Origin of the sequence: Mesorhizobium sp. M1227, from assembly GCF_040318315.1 — a bacterium.
Taxonomy (GTDB): Bacteria; Pseudomonadota; Alphaproteobacteria; order Rhizobiales; family Rhizobiaceae; genus Mesorhizobium.
This window is the reverse complement of record NZ_JAMYLZ010000008.1, coordinates 147,315-171,040: the sequence shown is the minus strand read 5'-3', so window position 1 is coordinate 171,040 and position 23,726 is coordinate 147,315. Positions and strand designations below refer to the sequence as shown.

The window sequence follows — 23,726 nt, the reverse complement described above, 5'->3', positions numbered from 1 at the left end:
GCGTCGCCTGCTATTTGTCGGTGACGATCTTCACCTTGTCGCCGGCCGAAACCGCGGCACCCGGCGACAGCGCGTTGAGCACCCTGAACAAATCCAGCTTGCGGTCGACGCCGACCATCTGTGCGGCCAGGGAGCCCATCGTCTGGCCGGGCTGCACCGTGACGATGCGGATACGCAGTGGCTTCAACGCTGCCTTCTCGGCAGCACTCAGGATGCGGAACGAGCCGCTGACCGAGCGCGCCACCGTGCTCAGCGAGGTGCTGGCCGAAGGTGCCGCGGTCAGCAAGCGGTAGACCTGGCCGCCGGCGCGGATCACCGCAATATCGAATTGCCAGCCATCGGCGCCGGCATGCGCGGTTGCCGCTTCGTTGCCGTTGATCGTCTCCTGGCGCACGCTGCTGTCGTCGAGGCCGGCAACCCAACCGCTGCGGATGTAGTCGGTCAGCGAGCGGTTCTTGTCGATCGAAACGCCGTCGAAGCGGATCGCCATGTCGCCCGGGCCGGTCGCCGTCACCGCCGCCGCCGAATTGTCGATGACGAAACCGTTGGGCACCGAGAACGACACGCCGAGGCCAGGGTGCAGGAAGGTTTCGCCGCGCACGTAGCCTTCCTCCGGCGTGTCGCCGTAAAGCAGCCCGTCTACGCCGGCAAGAAATGAATCGCGGTCGCGCGACCCGACACCGGGCGCGCCGAACTGGCGGGCGTGGCGCTGCGCGAGATCGATTCGCTGCGGCGTGTTGGGGTGCGTCGCCAGGAAGTCGAGGCTGGCGTCGGTGGCGCCGCTGATCGAGCGGAAATCGGTATAGGCCGACATCGACTGCAGGAAGCGGCCGGCGGCGTAGGGATCGAAACCGGCTTCGCCGATCGACTTGATGCCGATGGCGTCCGCCTCCAGCTCCTGATTGCGCGAGAACTGGGCCAGCCTCAGCTTGCCGCGGATCAGCGCCGCCTTGGCCGTCGGGTTGTCGCCGAGCACGTCCGAAACGACCTTGGTCGCCAACCCCTCTTCGGCTTCCAGCTGCTGGCGCTGCAGGCCGTGGTTGGCGGTAACGTGGCCCATCTCATGCGCGATGACGGCGGCAAGCTCGGCGGAATCGTTGGCCAGCGCCAGCAGCCCGCGGGTGATGTAGAGATAGCCGCCCGGCAGCGCGAAGGCATTGACATTGGGCGAGTTGAGGATGGTGATGCGGTAGGTCTGGGTCGGGTTGGCCGACACCACGGTCAGTCTGCCGACGATCTTGGCCACCATGCGCTCGAGCTTGGGGTCGGAATACTCGCCGCCATAGGTGGCGAGGATGCGCGGGTGCTGCGCCTTCGCCAGTTGAGCGAGCTTGCCGTTGGCGGCGACATTGTCGACCGTGATCGGCTTGTCTGAGGGCTGGAAGCCCGATTCCTGCACGTCGGGAGGCGTGAACATCTGGCAGCTTGCCAGCGCCACGGCAAGACCGGCCAGCGCCAGAAAGCGCGCCAGCGGTTTCACCCTCCGATTGTCGATGCCGGTCGGCAGATCGGCTTCCTTTCAAGTCCTGGCACGTGACCGCGAAAATCGGGCGCGATTTCCGGAAAGCATCACGCGCAAATCAAGTGCTACGGCGTCCTTCGTGCGTCCGACAGATACGAGGCAGCAAGGGCAAATCACGGTCTAGGCCGGACCAGCTCCTGGCGGACCTAGCCACACTACCTCGACCATGGCAAGCAAGCGCCGCTTCGCCTTCCGCCGGTTTGACCATAAATTATGTCCGCTTCCGGGCAACATCTCGTGATCCAGCCGCAAACGGACCCGAGCCGATATAGCGTCGGAATGCCTCCGGTCCAGCCCCGACGAAAAAATCGGCCGCGGTGCCGGTCGCGGCAACCGTGCCACCATCCAGGAAAATCATGTTTTGGCCGATACGGCGCGCATCGTCCGGCTGGTGCGTGACGAATAGCACCGTCATGCGCTGCTCCGAATGGACGTCGGCCACCAGGTCGAGCATGTCGTCGCGCAGTGCCGGTCCGAGCGAAGCGAACGGCTCGTCGAGCAACAGCACCGGCCGGTCGCGCACCAGGACCCGGGCGAGCGCGACGCGCTGCCGCTCGCCGCCCGAGAGTTCGCGCGGCAGCCGGCTTTCCTTGCCGGCAAGGCCGACGCGCTTAAGCGCTGCGGCGATTGCGGCGCGGTCAGCCTCGCTCAGCCTGAGCGAAGGCGAGCGGCCGAGCCCGACATTCTGCTCGAGGGACAGATGGGCAAACAGGTTGTTTTCCTGGAACACCATCGATACCGGCCGCGCTGATGGCGGCGCAGTGCTGACGTCGGCGCCGCCGATCAGAACGCGGCCCGACCGCGGCGTCTCGAAGCCGGCCACCAGATTGAGCAGCGTCGACTTTCCCGAACCGCTCGGCCCCATAATGGCGGTGATTTCCGACGCCGGGAAATCAACATCGAATATAAGCGGCGTTTCACCATAGCTGAACGAGACATTATCGAGTCGTACGGCCGCGCCTTTTTCCACCGAAATGGACCGTTCCGGGCTGGTCGGCATCATGATTTCTCCCTCCTTCCCAGCCAGTCCGCGGCCAACACCAGCGCCAGGCAGACAAGGCCGAGCAGCAGCGCCAGCCCGGCCGCATCCTCGGTGCGGTAACTGCCCATGCGTGCCAGCAGCAGATAGGGCAAGGTCTGCACGGAATCGCTGCCGAATAGCGCAATGACGCCGAGATCGCCGAGCGACAGCGCCATGGCGAAAGCGAAGCCGGTGGCGAGCGGCCGCCGTAGCGACGGCCAGTCGACCAGCCGCAACCGGTTCCAGCCCGAGATGCCAAGCTGTGCGCAGAGCCGTTCGTGGCGTTCGCTCGCCGCGTCATAGGCGGGGCGGATGGCGCGGATGGCGAACGGCATCGCCATCACCGCATTGACCGTAATGACCATGACAGGGGCGATCGCAAAGACATCGCCGACGGTCCGCAAGAGCAGGAACCAGCCGGCGCCGATGACGATGGGCGGCACCACCAGGACGAACCCCGCACCGGTGTCGGCCAGATGTTCGAGCAGTGTCCGCCGGCCCTGCCGCCGGGTGAGCGCCAGCGCCCGGCGCGCCATGACCAGCGACAGCGACAACGCCACAGAGAGCAGCGCCGATAGGAGGGAGAGCACGGCACTGGTCGCCGTCGCTTGCCGCACCGCGCTCTCGCCGGCCAGGCGGCCGAGATCGGCGCCAAGCCCGGCTGCCAACGTGGCCGCCATCGGCCCTGCGACAAACAGCAGTGCGAGCCCGATCGCCAATGCGTTCAGCACGGTCTCGGCCGCACCGGCTGAAAAATACCGGCGCGGCGCCACCGGCAGATTGGCATCCCCGACCATATTGGCGCCGAGCCGCGTCAAGGCCAGCACGACGACGAAGGTCAGGGCAATCTGCAGCAGGATCAGCGTCACCGCCCGCGCCGGGTCGAAGTCGAAACGCAGCGCCTGGTATATGGCAACCTCGAGCGTCGTCGCGCGCGGCCCGCCGCCGAGCGTAAGCACGATGGTGAAGGAGGTGATGCACAGCATGAAAACGAGCCCGGCAACGCCCGGCAGGGCCGCACGCAATGCCGGCCATTCGATCAGCCGGAAGGCCGGCGCAGCCCCCATGCCAAGCTGGCTCGCCAGCCGCCATTGGTCGGCCGGCACGGTCTGCAACGCCTCCAGGAACAGCCGCGCCGCCAGCGGCAGGTTGAAGAAGACATGGGCAACGAGGATGCCCGACAGGCCATAGATGCCGGGCCAGCTCTGGCCGCCTAGCGCGCCGAGCATGCCGGCAAAATAGCCGGCGCGGCCATAGAGCGCCAAGACACCGAGTGCGGCAACAATGGCCGGCAGCGCCAGCGGCACGGCGAAAAGCTGCAGGATAAAGTCTCGCCCGAAAAACTGTGGATGCCGCGACAGGGCACGCGCGACGAACAGCGCCGGTGCAACGGAGAGCAGGGTCGACAGCAGAGCCTGCCAGAGCGTGAAACGGACGACGCGCAAGAGATAGGAATCGAAAGCGGCGGCGGCGCCGGACAGGTCGCGTGTGGCTTCGACGACGAGCCCGGCGAATGCCCCGCCGATCAGCAGCGCGATGGCGGCGAGCGCGACGATGCCGGCAGTGACGCGGGGATCGGCCGGATGACGCGTACGCATGTCGCGCTACCCGACGCTACGACAGGCGTTGATCGAAGGAAATACCTGACAATGGCCGAGCCCACCCCTCTCTGGCCTGCCGGCCATCTCCCCCTCAAGGGGGGAGATTGCGCACTCAGCCGCCTTCGCCAATCTCACAACTGGCAGGACGAGGACAGGCGACAAAGCTGCCGATCTCCCCCCTTGAGGGGGAGATGGCCGGCAGGCCAGAGGGGGGTGGCTTGGCGCAAACATCCGACGAGGCTTGAGCCCTACTTGCTCATCGCCGCAAGCCACTCATCGACCCAGGCCTTGCGGTTGGCCGCGACGTCTTCCGGGCTGAACAGCAAGGTCTTGGTCGGCTTGACCAGCTTGTCGAACGCCGGGTTGAGCGGCTTGTCGGTTTTGCCGGCCGGGAACATCCAGTTGGTTTCGGGAATGACATCCTGGAATTTCGGTCCGGTCATGAAGGCAATGAACTTTTCTGCCAGCGGGTTCTTCGCACCCTTGGTGGTGATCCCCGCAACCTCGATCTGCAGATATTCGCCCTCCTCGAAGGACGCCGCCTGGTAGCGCTCGGTGTTTTCGGCGACCATGTGGTAGGCCGGCGAGGTGGTGTAGGACAGCACCATCGGCGCCTCGCCCTTGGTGAACAGGCCGTAGGCCTCGCTCCAGCCCGGCGTTACCGTCAGCACCTTCGCCTTGAGTTTGGCCCAGGCTTCCGGCGCCTTGTCGCCATAGACCGACTTGACCCACAGCAGCAGGCCAAGGCCCGGCGTCGAGGTGCGCGGATCCTGGATGACGATCTTCTCTCCGGCATCGCCCTCGACCAATTCCCTGAGGCTCTTCGGCGGGCTCTTCAGTTTTTCGGTATCGTAGACGACGGCGAAATAGCCATAGTCGAACGGCACGAAAATATCGTCGCTCCAGCCGCCCGGCACACTGACGCCCGACACGGCGCCGTGCGGCGAAAACAGGCCGGTTGCCTTGGCGTCGGCGGTTAAGTTGGTATCGAGGCCAAGTACGATATCGGCTTTGGTCGCGGCGCCTTCCAGCTTCACACGGTTGAGCAGCGCCACGCCGTCGGCGACCGAGACGAATTCGACGACGCAACTGCATTCGGCCTCGAAGGCCTTCTTCACCGCCGGTCCCGGACCCCAATCGGCGGTGAAGCTTTCATAGGTATAGACCGTCAGTCTATCCTGTGCCGATGCCTGCCCTGGCAGGGCGAGCGCGGATGCCGCAAGCAGGACAATTGAGACAAGAGAGTGGAAAAAACTGCGCATCGGCGCCTCCTTCGTTCGCGTTGAAAGGAATTGAGGCGTCGGGCTGTCCGAAACGTCTAATCCCTCCGCCGGTACAAACCGGATCAGGTTCAGCGGGTTGGCAGTCTTGCCTCTCAGCCGGTCCGCGAAAATCGCGTCCGGCACCCCGTTAGAGCGTTGCGACACATAGGCCCGGCGGAAGTGCTGCGCAAGCGGAAGTTTGCCGGGCATCCAAAGCCCAGCCTTCCGTTTCGTCTGCCGTTTCATCTTCCGTTTCCGGGGCAGGGCTGGTAAGGGCCACGAGATATGAGCACATTCACCATCCTGCTTGGCGGCGATCTCATCCGCACGCCGCTGCTCGACCGCCAGGTCGAAGGCTCGCGTGTCATCGCCGCCGATGCCGGCATCGGCCATGCCCGCATGCTGGGCCTGAGGCCGGAACTCTGGGTCGGCGATTTCGATTCGGTGCCTGCCGAGTTGCCGGAGGATCTGGCCGCCGTGCCACGGCAGGTGTTTCCCGCCGAAAAAGACAAGACCGACGGTGAACTCGCTATCGCCGCCGCACTCGAACGTGGTGCGACCAGCCTTGTGCTCGCAGGCGCCTTCGGCGGCAAACGTACCGACCACATCTTCCTGCATCTGGCGCTGAGCGTCCGGCTGGCGGAAGGCGGGACGGAAGTGCTTTTGACCAGCGGCGCACAGGAAGGCATTCCCTTGCTGCCGGGAAAGACTGACTTCGACTATGCCGACGGCACGCTGTTTTCGGTGCTCGGCTTTTCGGATCTCGCCGGCCTGACAGTCACCGGCGCCAAATGGCCGCTCGACCATGTCGAGGTTGCGTTCGGCTCGTCGCTGACCATTTCCAACGAGGTCAGGGGCCGGTTGGAAATCGCGCTGGCCAGCGGCCGCGCGCTGCTGCTCGCGCATCCCTATCCTCTTCCGGAAAGCTGAGCCCAGAAAGCTGACATGGCGCCGCCGCTTCTCAATCTCGACGGGATAAAGCTGACCTTTGGCGGCACGCCGCTGCTAGATGGTGCCGCCCTGACAGCCTCAGTTGGCGACAAGATCGCCCTGGTCGGCCGCAACGGCTCTGGCAAGTCGACGCTCCTCAAGATCGCCGCCGGGCTGATCGAACCGCAGGACGGCGAAGTCTTCCGCCAGCCATCGGCGACCGTGCGCTACTTGCCGCAAATGCCCGACATGGACGGCTTTGCGACTGTCCGCGCCTATGTCGAGGCGGGGCTCGGGCCGGCCGACGATCCCTACCGCGCCACCTACCTGATGGAGCATCTCGGCCTATCCGGCGAGGAACGGCCGAACGACCTCTCCGGCGGCGAGGCGCGGCGCGCCGCCCTCGCCCGCGTCATGGCGCCGGAGCCCGACATTCTCCTCCTCGATGAGCCGACCAATCATCTTGACCTTTCGGTCATCGAATGGCTGGAGGAGGAGCTTGCCCGCACCTCCTCGGCACTGGTCGTCATCTCGCATGACCGCCGTTTTCTCGAGCGCGTGTCACGCGCCACAATCTGGCTCGACCGCGGCCAGACCCGCCGTCTCGACAAGGGCTTTGGCTATTTCGAGGAATGGCGCGACACGGTGCTGGAGGAGGAAGAGCGCGAGCAGCACAAGCTCGGTCGCCAGATCGTCCGCGAGGAGCACTGGCTGCGCTATGGGGTGACAGCGCGGCGCAAGCGCAACATGCGCCGGCTCGGTGAGTTGCAGACCATGCGCCAGCGCTTTCGTGGTCATCGCGGCGCCGAGGGTGCGGCGACGATGACAGCCAGCGACGCCGCCGAATCCGGCAAGCTGGTGATCGAAGCCAAGAACATCGAGAAGAGCTTTGGCGATCTGACCGTGGTCAAGGGATTCTCGACCCGCATCCAGCGCGGCGATCGCGTCGGTCTGGTCGGGCCGAACGGCGCCGGCAAGACGACGCTGTTGAAGATGCTGACCGGCGAATTGAAGCCGGACGCGGGCACGGTGCGGCTCGGCACAGATCTGGAGATCGCCACGCTCGACCAGAAGCGCGAAGCCGTCGCCCCGCAGGAGACATTGGCGCAGTATCTCACCGACGGGCGCGGCGAGAACCTCGTCATCAATGGCGAGCAGCGCCACGTCGTCTCTTACATGAAAGACTTCCTGTTCAAGCCGGAACAGGCGCGCACGCCGGTGCGCGAGCTTTCGGGCGGCGAGCGGGCGCGGCTGATCCTCGCCCGCGTTTTGGCGCGGCCGGCAAACCTGCTTGTGCTCGACGAGCCGACCAACGACCTCGACATGGAGACGCTGGAGCTGCTGCAGGAATTGGTCGCCGGCTTTGCCGGCACGGTGATCCTGGTCAGCCACGATCGCGATTTCCTCGACCGCACCGTGACCAGCATCATCGCGCCGGATGGTGACGGCCGCTGGATCGAATATGCCGGCGGCTATTCCGACATGCTGGCGCAGCGCGGCGGCACCAGGCTGGACGACCGCAAGGCGCGACCAAAGGCCGAGACGGGCGACGCGACGGCGGCAAGCAGGAACGAAGCGGCCGCACCGAAGGGCCCGGCCAAGAAACTGTCGTTCAAGCAGAAATTCGCGCTGGAAACCTTACCCAAGAAGATCGAGGCGGTGTCGGCCTCGATCTCGCGGCTGGAGAACAACATCGCCGATCCGGCCTATTACGAGCGCGATCCGGCCTCGTTCCAGAAGACGATTGCCGCGCTCGACAAGGAGCGCGTCACACTGGCAGCGCTCGAGGAGGAATGGCTGGAACTGGAAATGCTGCGCGAGGAGATGGAGGGGTAATTCGCGAGTTCAAGCACCTTGTCATTGCGACTAGAGAGGAATGCGCATATGTTATGCGCATACTGTGGAGGTGATCATGCGCAAGATTGCTGTGAATGCGGTTCGCCAGCCGGCAAATCTGTCGATCGACTCAAAGCTCATGAAGGAAGCCAAGGGGCTCGATGTGAATGTCTCGCGCGCCGCTGAAGCCGGCATCGCCGAGGCCGTGGCCGCCGAAAAGACGCGGCTGTGGAAGCTTGAGAACCGCGCGACGATAGATGCGTGGAACGAATATGTCGAAAAACACGGTATTCCGCTGGCAGAACATCGGCAATTCTGATGGCCCGCTACGACGTCTTCGCGGGTAGCATCGAAGGCGGCTATCTCCTCGACGTCCAGGCCGATCTGCTCGACCATTTCAAGACCCGGGTGGTCGTCCCGCTTCTGCCGGCTGCGATGGCGCCATCACCAATGCGAAAGCTCCATCCGATTTTCGAGATCAATGGTCGGAAATTGGTCATGGCCACCCATTTGATCGCCACGGTTGCGGCGACGGAACTGGGCGAGAGCCGACTGAATCTGACGAGGCATCACGACGAGATCGTGGCCGCGCTCGATATGCTGTTCCAGGGCTTCTGAACTGCTGGGGAGCTTCGGGGTGGCGGACCGACTTCACCCCGCCGTCTTAGTCTGCCAGGCCTTAAGCGCCTCGTCGAACACCTTCTCGCCTGGAATGCCCTTTTCCATGGTGAGCAGCGCCCGCCGCCCGGTCTTGTAGACGACCGGCACGTCGATCCAGTCCTGACCTCTGAGTAAGGTCAGATTGGCGTCTTCATCCGCCTTGGTATCGTTGAGCGCAACCAGGAAGAAACCGTCGGCGATCTTGGCCGGGATGCCGATCAGCGGGCTTCCGGCATCCTGCTCGGAGCCCTTCATGGCGACACGCAGGATGTTGTCGACGCCGCCGCCCTCGAAGCCGTCAGGCGTCAGGAAGATCATCTCGATAATATGGCTGGCCGGCAGCGTCTGGTCGGTGTTGCGACGGATCGTCATGCGCAACTGGATATCCTTGCCTGGAATGGTCGCCTCGGCGCGGATCGCCGGCTCGGGCGGCAGGTCGCCGCCGGGCGATTCCTGCACCAGCGACCAGACGATATTGCCGGGCTCGGCCGAGCCTTGAGCGGTGCTGGTGCGCTCCTCGTAGAAGATCGCCTTCTGGCCGACGGCCAACGTGGCTTGCGGCGGAACTGCCGTTGGTGCCGCTGCCGGTGCTGGCGGCGGGGCGGCCGCTGCAGGCGCTGCTGCCCCGTTGGCGGGCGGCGTTGCGGGAGTTGGTGCAGCGGACCCATCGACTGCTGGAGCATTGGCCGTGGCTTGCGTGTCGGCGGGTGCGGCCGGAGCCGGCGCGGCCGGTGCCGGGGTGGTCGGTGCCGGGGTGGTCGGCGCTTGTGCGGCCGATGGCGGCGTGGTCAGTGCGGCGACGGATTCGCCTTCGCCGATGCCCGCCTGCCCGGCCGCGGGGCCGGGATCGACTTCGTGGCCCTCGGGCGTCAGGCGCTGCGTGAACTTCGCGCCCTCGCCGGAATCCGTCGGAGGCGCGGCGGCCGGTACGGCCGCATCGGCCACCGGCTTGGCCGGGGCTGGTTTTACCAGCGGTTCGGTGGCGACGGCTGTGGTCGAGTCGAGGCCGAGCATGCTGCCGAACGCATCCTTGTTCAGCCAGATGCCATAGCCACCACCGGCAATGACGAGCAAAGCAATGGCGGCGGCGATCACACCGCCATAGCTGCGCCTGCGCTCCGCAGGATAGAGCCGCTGGAACCTGTCCTCCGCGGGGCCGCCGTCGTTGGAAAAGTCGTCGCCCGGAAAAACGCCGTCTTGGCCGTCAGCCGTCGGAAGTTCCATATCGGACGGCGGCGGACCAGCGCGCTCCTGAGAAAGAGCGACGGGCTGCGGCTTTTGCCAGTTCGGCGCCGCCTTGGCGGGCGTGGGCTGCCAGGCCGGCCCAGTCTTTGCTGGCTCCGTCTTTGCCGGCTCGGTCTTGGCCGGCTGCCATGCCGGCTCCGTCTTTGCCGGCTGTCGGATATGGCTGGACTGGTTCTTGTTGCGGTCGATGGAGGAGAAGATGTCCTCCAGTTCCGCCAGCGGGTCGGGTGGCGGCGCAGGCTTGGCATAGTCCCGCTCGACTTTGGCGATGGCGTCTTCCAGTGCACGCATCTGCCGGTCGACATCGGAAGGCGTCATCGTGGCCTTCTCTGCGAGTTGTTTCGCGATTGACGAACGGGCCCTGTCATAGACCCTGGCGCGCACTTCCGCCGACGGCTCACCGAGTTTATCGAGCGCCTTTTTCAGAATAGGAACAAAATCTACCATACGTCAGTCGACCTGCATTTGTTTCTGGGCCGGCCCCCGCAAATCAGCCGCAATGCCCGGAAGGCTGAGAAACTAGTCTTGAAACGGATCGGTCACAAGTATCGTGTCGTCCCGTTCAGGGCTGGTGGAAAGGAGTGCGACCGGCGCGCCGATCAGCTCTTCGATGTAGCGGACGTACTTCACCGCCTGGGCCGGCAGGTCGTTCCAGCTGCGCGCGCCGGCAGTGGTGCCTTTCCACCCCTCCAGCGTCTCGTAGACCGGTTCGACGCGGGCCTGCGCACCCTGGCTGGCCGGCAGGTAATCGATCGCCTCCCCGTCGAGTCGGTAGCCGGTACAGACCTTGATCTCGTCCAGCCCATCGAGCACATCGAGCTTGGTCAGCGCAATGCCCTTGATGCCGTTGACGGCGACGGCCTGGCGGACCAGCACGGCATCGAACCAGCCGCAGCGCCGCTTGCGGCCGGTGACGACGCCGAATTCATGGCCGCGCGTGCCCAGGAACTCGCCGATCTCGTTCTTCTGTTCGGTTGGAAACGGGCCTTCGCCGACGCGCGTCGTATAGGCCTTGGTGATGCCGAGCACATAGCCGATGGCGCCCGGCCCGACACCCGACCCGGCGGCGGCCTGACCGGCAACCGTATTGGACGAGGTGACGAACGGATAGGTGCCGTGGTCGATGTCGAGCAACGTGCCTTGCGCGCCCTCGAACAGGATGCGCTCGCCGGCGCGGCGCTTGTCGTCGAGGATTTTCCAGACGCGGTCCATATAGGGCAGGATCTCGTCGGCCACCGAGATCAGCTCGCTCATGATCGCCTCATGCGTGACCTCGGCATGGCCGAGCCCGCGCCGCAGCGCATTGTGGTGCGTCAGCAGCCTGTCGACCTTCAAGGGCAGCGTTTCCAAATCCGCCAAATCCATCACCCTGACCGCGCGCCGGCCCACCTTGTCTTCATAGGCGGGACCGATGCCGCGACGGGTCGTGCCGATCTTCGTTCCGGAATTGGAAGCGGCGTCCTCGCGAAATCCGTCCAGCTCCCGGTGCAAGGACAGGATAAGCGCGGTGTTTTCGGCTATTTTCAGGCGGTCTGGCGTCACCTCGATGCCCTGCGCCTTCAATTTCGCAACCTCCGCGACGAAAGCGTGCGGATCGAAGACGACGCCATTGCCGATGATGGAAAGCTTGCCTTGCCGCACCACGCCGGACGGCAGCAGCGACAGCTTGTAGACCTTGCCGTCGACGACCAGCGTGTGGCCGGCATTGTGGCCGCCCTGGAAGCGCACGACAACATCGGCGCGCTCCGACAGCCAGTCTACGATCTTGCCTTTGCCCTCATCGCCCCATTGCGAGCCGACGACCACCACATTGGCCATATTTCTTTTCCCTTGAGACGCCGCACGAGCAGCTTGAAACAATTCGAAACGATAGGCCTCTATCGCATCGGCCCCCAAAATCGGAATCGATTTTCGGAAAAGCACGACGCGAGCCTTCCGACGCGTACTTTGTAGCGTCCAATTGCACGCACGTCGCTCTATAGCGTCAAGACCCGGCGAGCGCGACCACTCTTTGCCGCCCAAAACGCTCCGAGGCACAACAATTTTCGTCTTTGACATCATTTACTTGGGCTGGCGGTCGCAATAGGCCCACACCGACCGTCAAATTCCCTCTGCCTGGCCGGGAGTTCACGATGCATCGAGCCGCCTATCTGTTCCTGCTGTGCACCACCTTGCTGTGGGGCGGCAACTCCGTGGCGGGAAAGCTGGCGGTCGGTCATATCTCGCCGATGACGCTGGTCTTCCTGCGTTGGCTGCTGGCGGTTCTGATCCTGCTGCCGATCGGCTGGGGAACGCTACGCCAAGACTGGCCGGTGGTGCGCAGGCACTGGTTGCTGCTTGGCGGGCTCGGCGCTTGCGGCTTCGCCTTTTTCAATGCGATCTTCTACACGGCGCTCAACTACACGACGGCGATCAACGTCTCGATCGAGCAGGCGGCGATACCGATCGTGATCATCATCGCCAATTTCGTGCTGTTTCGTCAGCGGGTGAACCGGGTGCAGATGGCTGGCGTCGTGCTGACCATCATTGGCGTCGCGGTGACGGCGAGCCATGGCGACCTGCGCCAGCTTCTCAAGCTGGATCTCAACTTTGGCGACGCGATCATGCTGGTCGCCGTGCTTTGCTACTCCTTCTATTCGGTGGGGTTGCGGCTGAAGCCGGTCATCCGCTGGCAGAGCCTGATGCTGGCGCTGTCGGTTGCCGCACTCGTCACATCGCTGCCTTTCTTCCTGTGGGAGATTGCCGCCGGCAAGGTCATCGTCCCCGATGCCCGCGGCTGGGCGGTCGCGTTCTATACCGCCATCGGTGCTTCGGTCATCTCGCAGATCTTCTATATCAGGGGCAACGAGCTGATCGGCGCCAACCGGGCCGGCCTGTTCATCAATCTGGTGCCGATCTTCGGTACGCTGCTATCGGTGCTGATTGTCGGTGAGACATTCCAGCTCTATCAGGCGCTGGCTCTCGCGCTGGTGCTCGGTGGCATCAGCCTCGCCGAATACAGCGGACGGAAGATGGCGGCATCCGCTGCTGAATGAAGTCGCTTGCCGCGACGTTCCGCCGCCCCGCGTGCTGCTGCACACGGGGCGGCCGAATTTCAGGCTATCCCCACATCGAAATGCAGCCGCTTGGCGGAGTCGATCGATTTGTGCGAGCGCACCTGCGCCAACACGTTTTCCGGGAACGGCGCATCGAGATAGAGCAATGCGATGGCATCGCCGCCCGGCCGGTTGCGGCCGAGCTGGAAGTTGGCGATGTTGACGCCGTTCTCGCCGCACACCGTGCCGAGCAGGCCGATGATGCCGGGCGCGTCGGCATTGGTCGTGTAGAGCATGTGCTGGCCGACCTCTGCGTCGAGATTGATGCCCTTGATCTGGATGAAGCGCGGCTTGCCGTCCGAAAAACAGGTGCCGGCGATCGAGCGCGTCCTGTGCTCGGTCTTGACCGTCAGCTTGATATAGCCGTCGAACACGCCCGACTTGTCACGCTTGACCTCGGCGACGATAATGCCGCGCTCCTTCACCATGATCGGCGCCGACACCATGTTGACGTCGGAGACCTGCGGCCGGATCAGCCCGGCAAGGGTGGCACTGATCAGCGCGCGCGTGTTCATCGTCGCGGTCGAGCCGTCGAACAGTATCTCGACCTCCTTGATCGGATCCTCGGTGACCTGTCCGACAAAGGCGCCGAGCACTTCGGCAAGCTTGACGAAAGGTTTCAGCCGCGGCGCCTCTTCGGCGGTGATCGACGGCATGTTGATGGCGTTGGAAACGGCGCCCTTGATCAAATAGTCGGACATCTGCTCGGCGACATGCAGGGCGACATTCTCCTGCGCTTCGGTGGTCGACGCGCCGAGATGCGGCGTCGCCACGACATTCTCCATGCCGAACAGTGCGTTGTTGTCCGCCGGTTCGACCTCGAACACGTCGATGCCGGCGCCGGCCACCTTGCCGCTCTTCAGCGCCGCGATCAGGTCGGCCTCGACGATCAGCCCGCCACGGGCGCAGTTGATGATACGCACGCCGGTCTTCATCTTGGCGATCGCCGCGGCGTCGATGATGTTGCGCGTCTTGTCGGTAAGCGGCGTATGCAGCGTGATGAAGTCGGCGCGGGCGAACAGCTCGTCGAGCTCGACCTTTTCGACGCCGAGCTCCTCGGCGCGGCTGTCCGACAGGAATGGATCGAAGGCGATGACATGCATCTTCAGGCCGACGCCGCGCGTAGCGACGATCGAACCGATATTGCCGCAGCCGATGATGCCCAGCGTCTTGCCGGTGATCTCGACACCCATGAAGCGGTTCTTTTCCCATTTGCCGGCGTGGGTCGAGGCGTTGGCCTCCGGTATCTGGCGGGCCAGCGCGAAGATCATGGCGACGGCATGCTCGGCGGTGGTGATCGAATTGCCGAAGGGCGTGTTCATCACGATGATGCCCTTGCGGCTCGCCGCCGGTATGTCGACATTGTCGACGCCGATGCCGGCGCGGCCCACGACCTTCAGCCTGGTCGCGGCATTGATCAGCTTCTCCGTGACCTTTGTCGCCGAGCGGATGGCCAGCCCATCATACTGGCCGATCACTTCGAGCAGTTTTTCCTTGTCCTTGCCGAGATCCGGCAAATAGTCGACCTCGATGCCGCGATCCCTGAAGATCTGCACGGCGGTGGTGGAAAGTTTGTCTGAGACGAGAACGCGGGGCATTGGCTTGGTCCTTTGCGATTGGCGTCCCTCCCCCTTGAGGGGAGGGTCGGCGCGAAGCGCCGGGGTGGGGTCGTTGCGGCCGGATGCGGCCAAATCTTTTTCTTTCTGGATGGCGGATCGTTGAGCGGGTGGAGGCGACCCCACCCGGCCCTTCGGGCCACCCTCCCCTCGAGGGGGAGGGAGTCAGGCCGCCGCTTTGAGCGACGCCTTTTGCGCGGCAAAGGCCCAGTCGAGCCAGGGCAGCAACGCTTCGAGATCGGAGGTCTCGACTGTCGCGCCGCACCAGATGCGCAGGCCGGGCGGTGCATCGCGGTAGGCACCAATGTCGTAGGCGACGCCTTCCTTGTCGAGCGCCGAGACAATTGCCTTGGCGAACGCAGCCTGTCCATCGGCGTCGAGTGCAGCGACTTGCCGGTCGGTGAAGGAAAGGCAGACCGACGTGTTCGAACGCGTCGCCGGGTCGACGGCAAGATGGCCGAGCCAGGAAGATTTCCGGACAAAGCGATCGAGAACGGCGGCATTGGCATCCGCTCTGGTGACCAGCGCGTCGAGGCCGCCGATCGACTTCGCCCAACGCAGCGCGTCGAGATAGTCCTCGACGCACAGCATCGACGGCGTGTTGATAGTCTCGCCCTTGAAGATGCCTTCGATCAGCTTGCCGCCCGAGGTGAGGCGGAAGATTTTCGGCAACGGCCAGGCTGGCTTGTAGCTTTCCAGGCGTTCGACGGCGCGCGGGCTGAGGATCAGCATGCCGTGCGCGCCCTCACCGCCCAGCACCTTCTGCCAGGAGAAGGTGACGACGTCGAGTTTCTGAAAATCGAGCTGTTGCGCAAAGGCCGCCGAAGTCGCGTCGCAGATGGTCAGGCCCTTGCGGGTGGCCGGGATGAAATCGCCGTTCGGCACGCGCACACCCGACGTCGTGCCGTTCCAGGTGAAGACCACGTCGCGGTCGAAGTCGATTTCGGTCAGGTCGGGCAGTGCGCCGTAGTCCGCCTCTAACCTGCGCACATCGGCGAGCCTCAGCTGCTTGACCACATCGGTGACCCAGCCGGAGCCGAAGCTCTCCCAGGCCACCATGTCGACGCCGCGCTCGCCGAGCAGCGACCACAGCGCCATTTCGACCGCGCCGGTATCCGAGGCCGGCACGATGCCGATGCGGTAATCCGCCGGAACCTGGAGGATTTCCCGGGTCAGCTCGATCGCTTGTTCGAGCTTGGTCTTGCCGATCTTGGCACGGTGCGAGCGCCCGAGCGCGGCATTTTTGAGCGCCTCGACCGACCAGCCGGGGCGTTTTGCACAGGGACCTGAGGAAAAATTGGGATTTGCCGGACGGAATCCGGGCTTCGTATGCGTCGTCATCGTGGTCTATCCTTCCAGATAGTGGCCCCTCGTTGGGGAGGGGTGGCCCACGGACGGCGATATGCGTTCAGGCTTTCGGCGTCAAGGGGAAAGTTTTTGTCGCTGCCGGGATATTGCCGGCGACGAAACGCAAACGGCGGGCCTGCGACCCGCCATTGTCAACGCCTCGGCTTCGATCGAGCCTACCAGAGATCGTAGCGTAGTCCGACTTTGACTTGATGATTGTTGATTCCTTTGCGGATCGGAAAGGAAGTCAGGCTCTCGGCAGTCACATATTCGGCGTCTGGCGCGGAAAAATACTGATAGCCCAGATCGACTGAGACGTTCTTGGACACTTGGTAGGCAAGGCCGGCATTCAGCGTGTAGGCGAAGGAGTATTGGGTCTTGTTGTCACGCAGGACGAAATCGTCGGTGGGGTCGGCGTTGTCGGTGAAGTAGCTCGCCGAGAGGCGACGCTTGCTCTGCAGGATACCGACACCAGCGCCGAGATAAGGTGTGATTCCGACATAGGTCCCAAGATCGACATAGCCATTGAGTATGCCTGAGAAGGCATAGTTCTTCAGGGTCGCCGATGCCACGGTCGTTCCGTCGTTATAGCCGACGTCGATCTTGTTGCCGGGAAGATAGCCCACATTGAGATCGGCGCGCAGATAGTCGTTGAAATGGTAGCCGAAGCCGATGCTGGCGAAGATGGGATCTTCCTTTTCGTCGAAGCTCGCGGGTGTAAAGGCGAAATGCTCATCCTTGAAGCTCTTCTGCACCAGATAGGAGACATCGCCGCGCAGATACCATCCCGAGCCAACCTCGACCGGTACATAGTCGGGCGCCTGGTCGACATAGACCGGCGGTTCGTAATCGGCGCCAAGCGCCGGCGTCAGCGGCACCAGGACGACTGCTGCAAGCGCCAGTGCTACAGGCGATTTGAATGTCATGGTCCTCGGCTCCCGAACTTGGCGCATTCGCGATCGCGCGCCGTTTCAGACAGCATTGTTAACCATAGTGGTTAAGTGCGGGTTAAGGATAACAAGGCGGTAGCAATTGATTTGATCCGTTTTCGCTCCTCGAGCCGGACGGTGTTACAGGGCAACGCAGCATCTTTAGGCAGCCAAACGAAACCGCCCGGCATCAGCCGGGCGGTCGACGAATTCCTCGATTTCGAAGCGACTACTTCGTGTAGACGGGCTCGGGTTCCGGGACGTAAGGCTCCGGCGGCGCACAGTCCGACCTGCCGAACTGGTAGCGCAGGCCGCCGCGCACTTCGTGAACGTTGATACCTTTGTCATAGCCGGGGCCGACATTGGGGAGGGAGGCATAGTCGAACATCTTACCGCCGTTGATGTGGCTGAAGCGGTAGCCGACATCTAGTTTGACGCGGTCAGTCAGGCAGTAGGATGCGCCCGCCATGGCAGCATAGGCAAACCGCCAGCCCTTGCCGCCGGCATGATCAAATGAACCGTCGCTGTCCACGTTGTGCAGTTCATCCCACTTGACCCAGGCACCGCCGATGCCGGCGCCGACGTAAGGCGTGATCCCATGCCAGGTGCCGATATCGACATAGGCGTTGGCCAAGAGCAGCAGCGCCGAATAGGACGAGGTATCGACGGACGTGCAAGGCGTTTGCTGTGGGCCGCAGAAGCCGTTGGTCGAGCCGCGGAATTTGGACTTGCTCATCCAGTCCAGGGTGAGATCGGTGCGGAAATGCTCGTCGATCTGGTAACCAACACCGCCGCCGGCCGAGAAGGCGCCATCCAGCTTGCCTGTATCGAACTTGCCGGGATTCTGGGGCGCCACACCGTAGGTGATGTAGTCGCCACCACGAAACTTCGACCAGTGATAGTCGATGTCGCCGCGGATATACCAGCCGCCGAATTCGGCCGGCTGCTCATAGGCAACCGGTGGCGGTGCCTCCTCGACGACGGGCGGCTCGACGAAATCGGCGGCGAATGCCGGTCCGACGCCGGCAAACAGCGCGGCCAGAAGAGCCATTCTAGCTGTGTTGAACATGCTTATCACCCCTGAGAACCCTCGAACGGCGAACGCGCCCGAAATGTGATTGACCTCAGTTGTGGATAATGAATCGGAAAGGTTAAAAGGCGTTTAACCGTATTGATTAACCACGAATCTCTAAAAGTGGAGCAATCTGGCGGCCGTTGCTGCAGGCGGAGCTGGCCGCGACCCAATAAAAAAGCCCGCCGGCAAGGCGGGCTTTTGAACCGATGTTGGAGGGAGATCAGGCGGCGCTGCGCGTTTCCGAAATGACCTCGACGATGTCGTTGACCACGGACTCGACAAGCTGCGGGTCGTCGCCCTCCGCCATGACGCGGATGAGCGGCTCCGTGCCGGATGGCCGGATGACCAGGCGCCCGGCCTTGCCGAGGCGATTGCGCGCATCTTCGATCGCCGCCTTGACCGGCGCCTCCTCCAGCGGCTTGCCGCCGGAAATATGCACATTCTTCAAAAGCTGCGGCACCGGCTCGAATTTCTTCGACAGTTCGCTGACCGGTCGGTTATGCCGCTTGATGCAGGCGAGCACTTGGAGCGCCGAGACGAGGCCGTCGCCGGTGGTCGAGAAATCGGACAGCACGATGTGGCCCGACTGTTCGCCGCCGACATTGAGTCCATGGGCACGCATGTGCTCGACGACATAGCGGTCACCGACCTTGGTGCGATGCAACTGCAGGTTCATGTCGCCGAGGAAGCGTTCGAGGCCGAGATTGGACATCACCGTCGAGACGACGCCGCCGCCGGCCAGCCGTCCGCTCTGCTGCCAGGATTCGGCGATCAGCGCCATGATCTGGTCGCCATCGACGATCGCGCCGTTCTCGTCGACAATGACGACACGGTCGGCATCGCCGTCGAGAGCAATGCCGATATCGGCGCGCACCTCGTGCACCTTCTTTTGCAGACCGGCCGGATGAGTCGAGCCGCATTCCTTGTTGATGTTGAAGCCGTTGGGCTCGACATTGATGGCAACGACCTCGGCGCCGAGTTCCCACAGCGCGTCGGGCGCCACCTTGTAGGCGGCGCCATTGGCGCAATCGACGACGATGCGGAGGCCCGACAGCGACATCGAGCGCGGCAGCGTGCGCTTGGCGAATTCGATATAGCGGTCATGCACGCCGTCGACGCGTTTGGCGCGGCCGAGCCCATCGGAATCGGCGAGCGCCAGTTCGATATCCTTGTCGAGCATCCCCTCGATACGCTCCTCGATCTCATCGGACAGCTTGTAGCCATCGGGGCCGAACAGCTTGATGCCGTTGTCGTAATAGGGGTTGTGCGAGGCAGAGATCATCACGCCGATATCGGCGCGCAGCGAGCGCACCAGCATGGCAACAGCCGGCGTCGGGATCGGGCCGAGCAGGAAGACATCCATGCCGGCGGCGCACAGGCCCGACACCATGGCGTTCTCGATCATGTAGCCGGAAAGCCTGGTATCCTTGCCGAGCACGACGCGGTGGCGGTGGCTGCCGCGCTGGAACGAGAGGCCGGCGGCCATGCCGACCCGCATGGCGACCTCCGCCGTCATTGGAAACTTGTTGGCGCGCCCACGAATGCCGTCCGTACCGAAATAATGTCCTGCCATGTTCGCCAGCTTCCCGATGGTTCTTTCCGAGCATCTCATGCCATAAAATGGCCCAAGCCCCGTCATCACATTGTATGATTATGGACGACCAATCCTTAGAAAATTGTTGTTTTGTGTGTTTTACGTCACGCTAGTGTGTTGATTTTCAAGTTCCGAGCCCTTGTTGCGGCAGCAGCATCAGAAACGTCAACTCAAACCTCATCTGGTTCCTTTGGGCTGTGGCAGTGTGGCCTTGAACCCGAATCCGCATCGTGCTGCTCCAGACAGCGGTGGCTCAGGTCCGCCGCAGCCGCCGATTTGACTGGCTGTCATTCGACGCAGTGTCCTCGCTGGGAACCAGCCATAGGCGCGCGCTCCGTGCAATGCACCCGGACGAACTTGGCGGGGAGACGGTCCCGGCAACGAATTCATCACCTTAAAGAAAAGAATGCACTTCTAAATTTGTCTCTACGCTACTTAGCATCTGGCGCAACCAGCCGTTGAGCGCTATTGCTGCACTGGGACATATCATGAACCGCCGCAGGGAGAAAACGCATGCTCATCCACCGACTTGCCACTTTGACGGGTCTTGCCGTCGCGACCTTATTCCTGGCGGCGCCTGCCAGCGCGCTGACCATGGCCGAATGCAGCACCAAGTATAATGCGGCCAAGGATGCGGGAACGCTTGCCGGGCAGAACTGGAACCAGTTCCGCAAGGCCCAATGCGGCACCGATGCTTCCGCCGCTACAACCGAACCCGCGCCAGCCAAAGCCACGGCCAAGGCTGCCGACACGACCAAGGCAGCCGCCGCCGACGATGCGGCGCCGGGCCTGACGGCGAAGGAGTGCAGCACCAAATACCAGGCCGCCAAGGCTGCCGGCACGCTCAACGGCATGAAGTGGAACGATTTCCGCAAGACCCAGTGCGCCGCCGGCGCAACTGCGGCCGCACAACCCGCCGCCAAGACCAAAGCAGCGGCGGCCAGCAGCGATGACGCAGCGCCTGGGCTGACGGCCAAGGAATGCAGCACCAAATACCAGGCCGCCAAGGCTGCCGGCACGCTCAACGGCATGAAGTGGAACGACTTCCGCAAGAGTGAATGCGCCGCCGGCGCAACTGCAGCCGCACAACCCGCCGCGGCACCTGCCAAGGCGACGACAGCGACCGATACCGGCAAAGGTGTCAGCATGGCGGATTGCAGCGCCAAATATCAGGCTGCCAAGGCCGGCAACACGCTGAACGGCATGAAGTGGAACGACTTCCGCAAGAGCCAATGCGGCGCCGGCGCAGCCGACGACGACACCCTCCCGGCTCCCGATGCCAAATACACCGGCGATCCGCAACCGCCGACCATCACCGCCCCCCAGGGCGTGAAATTCCCGACGGCGATCTCCAAGAAGTATGCAACCGAGACCCCGGCCAAGGGCCGCATGCACACCTGCCTCGACCTCTATTACGCCAACAAGGACGCCAACACGCTGGGCGGCCTCAGGTGGATCCAGAAGGGCGGCGGTTTCTACAGCCTCTGCAACGCCAAGCTGAAGAGCTGACCGGCGCCACCATCCGACGACATGAGCCCGCGAGCCGCAAGGTTCGCGGGCTTTTTTGTTGCTGCCGAACATGTGAGAGGGCCTTCCGAGGTCGAACCAACTGTCAGATCGCGTTTCTTGGTTCTGTCCGGCCGACATCGATCTCGGCACCACCGGAACTTTCACAGCCAGAAGCAGAAAACCCGCCTCGGCGGGCGGGTCATCAGCGCCAATTGGCACCATACTCAGATTAGTAGCATAGCTGCCGGCACAAAGCAAGAACAAAATGTGGCGCCGCCGGTAAAAATGCGAGCTTCATTCTCCGGCGCGCCTTGTCGATCTTCCCGAAATCGTCAACGAGGACGATAGAAGGCCCCATTCCTTCGCGCCCCTCTCTGTCCTGCCGGACATCTCCCCCACGAGGCGGGAGATTGGCCGTCATCGTCACTTTCGCCAATTTCCTGCGATGCAGGAAGCGTCGCATTCCCCAAGAGAAAACGCCGCGGTTAGAGCCGCGGCGTTTCGAAGTCGATCTGTGCCGGGCCGGAGCCTAGCTTGACGGCTGAGGTTCCATGCCGCCTTCGGGCTCGGGGCCTTTCTTGCGGCGGCCGGACTTCGGCACGGCCGAGCCGCGGCTCGGCGGCGTGTCGTCGCCAAGGTCGCGCGCGGGCTTATTGCCGGCGATCAGCTGCTTGATCTCCTCGCCGGACAGCGTCTCGTATTCGAGCAGGCCCTGCGCCAGCGCGATCCATTCCTTCTTTTTCTTGGTCAGGATGGACCTTGCCGTCGAATAGGCCTCGTCGATCAGCCGGCGCACTTCGGCGTCGATGATCTGCGCCGTCTCTTCCGAGATGTTCTGCGTGCGCGCCACCGAATGGCCGAGGAACACCTCCTCCTGGTTGTCGCCATAGGCGACATGGCCGAGCTTGTCGGAGAAGCCCCAGCGCGTCACCATGGCACGCGCCAGCTTGGTCGCCTGCTCGATATCGGAGGAGGCGCCGGAGGTGATGTTCTCCTTGCCGAACTTGAACTCCTCGGCGACACGGCCGCCCATCATGATGGCGAGGCGCGAGATCATGTATTTGTAGCTCATCGAATAGCGGTCGCCTTCCGGCAGCTGCATGACCATGCCGAGTGCCCTGCCGCGCGGAATGATGGTCGCCTTGTGCAGCGGATCGGCCGACGGCACGTTGAGCGCCAGGATGGCATGACCGGCCTCGTGATAGGCGGTCAGCTCCTTCTCGGCCTGTGTCATCGCCGACGAGCGGCGCTCGGCGCCCATCATGATCTTGTCCTTGGCGTCCTCGAATTCGGCCATGGTGACGAGGCGCTTGTTGCGCCGCGCCGCCATCAGGGCGGATTCGTTGACCAGGTTCATCAGATCGGCGCCGGAAAAGCCCGGCGTGCCGCGCGCGATCACCTTGAGGTCGACATTGGGCGCCAGCGGCACGTTGCGCACATGCACTTTCAGGATCTTCTCGCGGCCGACGATGTCGGGGTTCGGCACCACCACCTGGCGGTCGAAGCGGCCCGGCCTCAGCAGCGCCGGATCGAGCACGTCTGGCCGGTTGGTGGCGGCGATCAGGATGATGCTTTCGTTGGATTCGAAGCCATCCATCTCGACCAGCAACTGGTTCAGCGTCTGCTCGCGTTCATCATTGCCGCCGCCCAGGCCGGCGCCGCGATGGCGGCCGACCGCGTCGATTTCGTCGATGAAGATGATGCAAGGCGCGTTCTTCTTGGCCTGGTCGAACATGTCGCGGACGCGGCTTGCGCCGACGCCGACGAACATCTCGACGAAGTCCGAGCCCGAAATGGTGAAGAACGGCACGTTGGCTTCACCCGCGACCGAGCGGGCGAGCAGCGTCTTGCCGGTTCCAGGAGGACCGACGAGCAGCACACCGCGCGGGATCTTGCCGCCGAGCCGCTGGAATTTCTGCGGGTCGCGCAGGAACTCGACGATCTCTTCCAGATCTTCCTTGGCTTCGTCGACGCCGGCGACGTCCTGGAAGGTGACGCGGCCATGTGCTTCGGTCAAAAGCTTGGCCTTCGACTTGCCGAAGCCCATGGCGCGGCCGGAACCGGACTGCATCTGGCGCATGAAGAATATCCAGACGCCGAGAATGAGGATCATCGGCAGCCAGGAGATCAGGGTGCCGAACAGCGAATTGGAGCCGTCTGATTCAGGACGCGCATTGATGGTGACGTTCTTGTCCTGCAGCCGCGAAACCAGTGACGGGTCCCCAGGCGAATAGGTCTGGAAACCGTTGGAACTGTCCGTGTAGTTGCCGGAGATACGGGCGCCGGCGATGGTCACCGACTTGATCCGTCCCGCCGCGACTTCCTGCAGGAACTGCGAATAGGGAACATCGCTCGAGGCTCCACGCGTCTGCGGCGTCTGGAAAAGATTGAAGAGAGCGATGAGCAGGACCGCTATGATCGCCCAGAGCGCGAGGTTGCGATAATTCGGATTCATCAATTGTCCCGTTGGCGCCCGCTGGGCGG

At 63.5% G+C, this 23,726-nt stretch carries 18 protein-coding genes and 1 riboswitch; of the genes, 6 read left to right on the top strand and 12 right to left on the bottom strand.

Going from position 1 to position 23,726, the window contains the following annotated elements; genetic code table 11:
• Positions 1-10: 10 nt before the first annotated feature.
• From NKH28_RS13605 to thiB, 4 genes are all read right to left on the bottom strand, one after another.
• Positions 11-1,480: a M48 family metalloprotease gene (locus tag NKH28_RS13605; protein ID WP_023680559.1), complete on the bottom strand. Its 1,470-nt coding sequence runs from the start codon at positions 1,478-1,480 to the stop codon at positions 11-13.
• A gap of 253 nt (positions 1,481-1,733) precedes the next feature.
• Positions 1,734-2,525 (bottom strand): thiamine ABC transporter ATP-binding protein, encoded by a 792-nt coding sequence (gene thiQ, locus NKH28_RS13600; protein ID WP_352979176.1) that lies wholly within the window; start codon positions 2,523-2,525, stop codon positions 1,734-1,736.
• The gene (thiP, locus tag NKH28_RS13595) at positions 2,522-4,141 is read right to left on the bottom strand and encodes a thiamine/thiamine pyrophosphate ABC transporter permease (protein ID WP_352979174.1); all 1,620 of its coding nucleotides are present in this window, start codon (positions 4,139-4,141) and stop codon (positions 2,522-2,524) included. The genes thiQ and thiP overlap by 4 nt, the downstream gene beginning before the upstream one ends.
• Before the next feature lie 251 nt (positions 4,142-4,392).
• Entirely contained in the window at positions 4,393-5,406 is a 1,014-nt protein-coding gene (gene thiB, locus NKH28_RS13590; protein ID WP_352465718.1) for a thiamine ABC transporter substrate binding subunit, read from the bottom strand.
• 43 nt (positions 5,407-5,449) lie between these two features.
• Positions 5,450-5,564: riboswitch (TPP riboswitch) on the bottom strand.
• Positions 5,565-5,691: 127 nt separating this feature from the next.
• Here thiB and NKH28_RS13585 point away from each other — a divergent pair.
• From NKH28_RS13585 to NKH28_RS13570, 4 genes are all read left to right on the top strand, one after another.
• Positions 5,692-6,336 carry a thiamine diphosphokinase gene (locus tag NKH28_RS13585; RefSeq protein ID WP_352450811.1) on the top strand — a complete coding sequence of 215 codons (645 nt, stop codon included), beginning with the start codon at positions 5,692-5,694 and terminating at the stop codon, positions 6,334-6,336.
• 15 nt (positions 6,337-6,351) lie between these two features.
• Positions 6,352-8,172 (top strand): ABC-F family ATP-binding cassette domain-containing protein, encoded by a 1,821-nt coding sequence (locus tag NKH28_RS13580; protein ID WP_352979172.1) that lies wholly within the window; start codon positions 6,352-6,354, stop codon positions 8,170-8,172.
• Between the two features lie 76 nt (positions 8,173-8,248).
• Entirely contained in the window at positions 8,249-8,491 is a 243-nt protein-coding gene (locus tag NKH28_RS13575; RefSeq protein ID WP_254816484.1) for a type II toxin-antitoxin system CcdA family antitoxin, read from the top strand.
• Positions 8,491-8,790 (top strand): CcdB family protein, encoded by a 300-nt coding sequence (locus NKH28_RS13570; RefSeq protein WP_352450813.1) that lies wholly within the window; start codon positions 8,491-8,493, stop codon positions 8,788-8,790. Before NKH28_RS13575 ends, NKH28_RS13570 begins: the two co-directional genes overlap by 1 nt.
• 33 nt (positions 8,791-8,823) lie before the next feature.
• Here the strand turns inward: NKH28_RS13570 and NKH28_RS13565 are convergent, their stop codons facing one another.
• Both NKH28_RS13565 and NKH28_RS13560 read right to left on the bottom strand, forming a co-directional pair.
• Entirely contained in the window at positions 8,824-10,524 is a 1,701-nt protein-coding gene (locus NKH28_RS13565) for a hypothetical protein (protein WP_352979170.1), read from the bottom strand.
• A 72-nt stretch (positions 10,525-10,596) separates the two neighbouring features.
• On the bottom strand, positions 10,597-11,895 hold the full coding sequence (locus NKH28_RS13560) for an adenylosuccinate synthase (RefSeq protein WP_352450815.1): 1,299 nt from the start codon (positions 11,893-11,895) through the stop codon (positions 10,597-10,599).
• A 314-nt stretch (positions 11,896-12,209) separates the two neighbouring features.
• Here NKH28_RS13560 and NKH28_RS13555 point away from each other — a divergent pair, with 314 nt between their 5' ends.
• On the top strand, positions 12,210-13,112 hold the full coding sequence (locus NKH28_RS13555; protein ID WP_352979168.1) for a DMT family transporter: 903 nt from the start codon (positions 12,210-12,212) through the stop codon (positions 13,110-13,112).
• Positions 13,113-13,171: 59 nt separating this feature from the next.
• Here NKH28_RS13555 and serA read toward each other — a convergent pair whose 3' ends face one another.
• The 5 genes from serA to glmM form a co-directional block, all read right to left on the bottom strand.
• Positions 13,172-14,770 (bottom strand): phosphoglycerate dehydrogenase, encoded by a 1,599-nt coding sequence (gene serA, locus NKH28_RS13550; RefSeq protein ID WP_352450817.1) that lies wholly within the window; start codon positions 14,768-14,770, stop codon positions 13,172-13,174.
• Positions 14,771-14,953: 183 nt separating this feature from the next.
• Complete coding sequence (locus NKH28_RS13545; protein WP_352979166.1) at positions 14,954-16,129, bottom strand: phosphoserine transaminase; 1,176 nt, start codon at positions 16,127-16,129, stop codon at positions 14,954-14,956.
• Between the two features lie 182 nt (positions 16,130-16,311).
• A complete protein-coding gene (locus tag NKH28_RS13540; protein ID WP_352450819.1) occupies positions 16,312-17,061 on the bottom strand; it encodes an outer membrane protein in 750 nt (249 codons plus the stop codon).
• A 232-nt stretch (positions 17,062-17,293) separates the two neighbouring features.
• Positions 17,294-18,133: an outer membrane protein gene (locus NKH28_RS13535; protein ID WP_352613400.1), complete on the bottom strand. Its 840-nt coding sequence runs from the start codon at positions 18,131-18,133 to the stop codon at positions 17,294-17,296.
• Between the two features lie 226 nt (positions 18,134-18,359).
• Entirely contained in the window at positions 18,360-19,712 is a 1,353-nt protein-coding gene (gene glmM, locus NKH28_RS13530; RefSeq protein ID WP_352471193.1) for a phosphoglucosamine mutase, read from the bottom strand.
• Between the two features lie 873 nt (positions 19,713-20,585).
• Here glmM and NKH28_RS13525 point away from each other — a divergent pair.
• On the top strand, positions 20,586-21,242 hold the full coding sequence (locus NKH28_RS13525) for a hypothetical protein (protein WP_502906621.1): 657 nt from the start codon (positions 20,586-20,588) through the stop codon (positions 21,240-21,242).
• Positions 21,243-21,771: 529 nt separating this feature from the next.
• On the opposite strand, the gene ftsH is transcribed toward NKH28_RS13525, so the two are convergent.
• Positions 21,772-23,697 carry an ATP-dependent zinc metalloprotease FtsH gene (gene ftsH / locus NKH28_RS13520; RefSeq protein ID WP_023677989.1) on the bottom strand — a complete coding sequence of 642 codons (1,926 nt, stop codon included), beginning with the start codon at positions 23,695-23,697 and terminating at the stop codon, positions 21,772-21,774.
• Between the last annotated feature and the right edge of the window lie 29 nt (positions 23,698-23,726).

Coding starts and splice junctions, on each gene's coding strand:
- NKH28_RS13585 (WP_352450811.1), top strand. CDS start 5,692: ATGAGCACATTCACCATCCTGCTTGGCGGCGATCTCATCCGCACGCCG.
- NKH28_RS13580 (WP_352979172.1), top strand. CDS start 6,352: ATGGCGCCGCCGCTTCTCAATCTCGACGGGATAAAGCTGACCTTTGGC.
- NKH28_RS13565 (WP_352979170.1), bottom strand. CDS start 10,524: ATGGTAGATTTTGTTCCTATTCTGAAAAAGGCGCTCGATAAACTCGGT.
- NKH28_RS13525 (WP_502906621.1), top strand. CDS start 20,586: ATGAAGTGGAACGATTTCCGCAAGACCCAGTGCGCCGCCGGCGCAACT.
- NKH28_RS13560 (WP_352450815.1), bottom strand. CDS start 11,895: ATGGCCAATGTGGTGGTCGTCGGCTCGCAATGGGGCGATGAGGGCAAA.
- ftsH (WP_023677989.1), bottom strand. CDS start 23,697: ATGAATCCGAATTATCGCAACCTCGCGCTCTGGGCGATCATAGCGGTC.
- glmM (WP_352471193.1), bottom strand. CDS start 19,712: ATGGCAGGACATTATTTCGGTACGGACGGCATTCGTGGGCGCGCCAAC.
- serA (WP_352450817.1), bottom strand. CDS start 14,770: ATGCCCCGCGTTCTCGTCTCAGACAAACTTTCCACCACCGCCGTGCAG.
- NKH28_RS13545 (WP_352979166.1), bottom strand. CDS start 16,129: ATGACGACGCATACGAAGCCCGGATTCCGTCCGGCAAATCCCAATTTT.
- NKH28_RS13535 (WP_352613400.1), bottom strand. CDS start 18,133: ATGTTCAACACAGCTAGAATGGCTCTTCTGGCCGCGCTGTTTGCCGGC.
- NKH28_RS13540 (WP_352450819.1), bottom strand. CDS start 17,061: ATGACATTCAAATCGCCTGTAGCACTGGCGCTTGCAGCAGTCGTCCTG.
- NKH28_RS13570 (WP_352450813.1), top strand. CDS start 8,491: ATGGCCCGCTACGACGTCTTCGCGGGTAGCATCGAAGGCGGCTATCTC.
- thiQ (WP_352979176.1), bottom strand. CDS start 2,525: ATGATGCCGACCAGCCCGGAACGGTCCATTTCGGTGGAAAAAGGCGCG.
- NKH28_RS13575 (WP_254816484.1), top strand. CDS start 8,249: ATGCGCAAGATTGCTGTGAATGCGGTTCGCCAGCCGGCAAATCTGTCG.
- NKH28_RS13555 (WP_352979168.1), top strand. CDS start 12,210: ATGCATCGAGCCGCCTATCTGTTCCTGCTGTGCACCACCTTGCTGTGG.
- thiP (WP_352979174.1), bottom strand. CDS start 4,141: ATGCGTACGCGTCATCCGGCCGATCCCCGCGTCACTGCCGGCATCGTC.
- thiB (WP_352465718.1), bottom strand. CDS start 5,406: ATGCGCAGTTTTTTCCACTCTCTTGTCTCAATTGTCCTGCTTGCGGCA.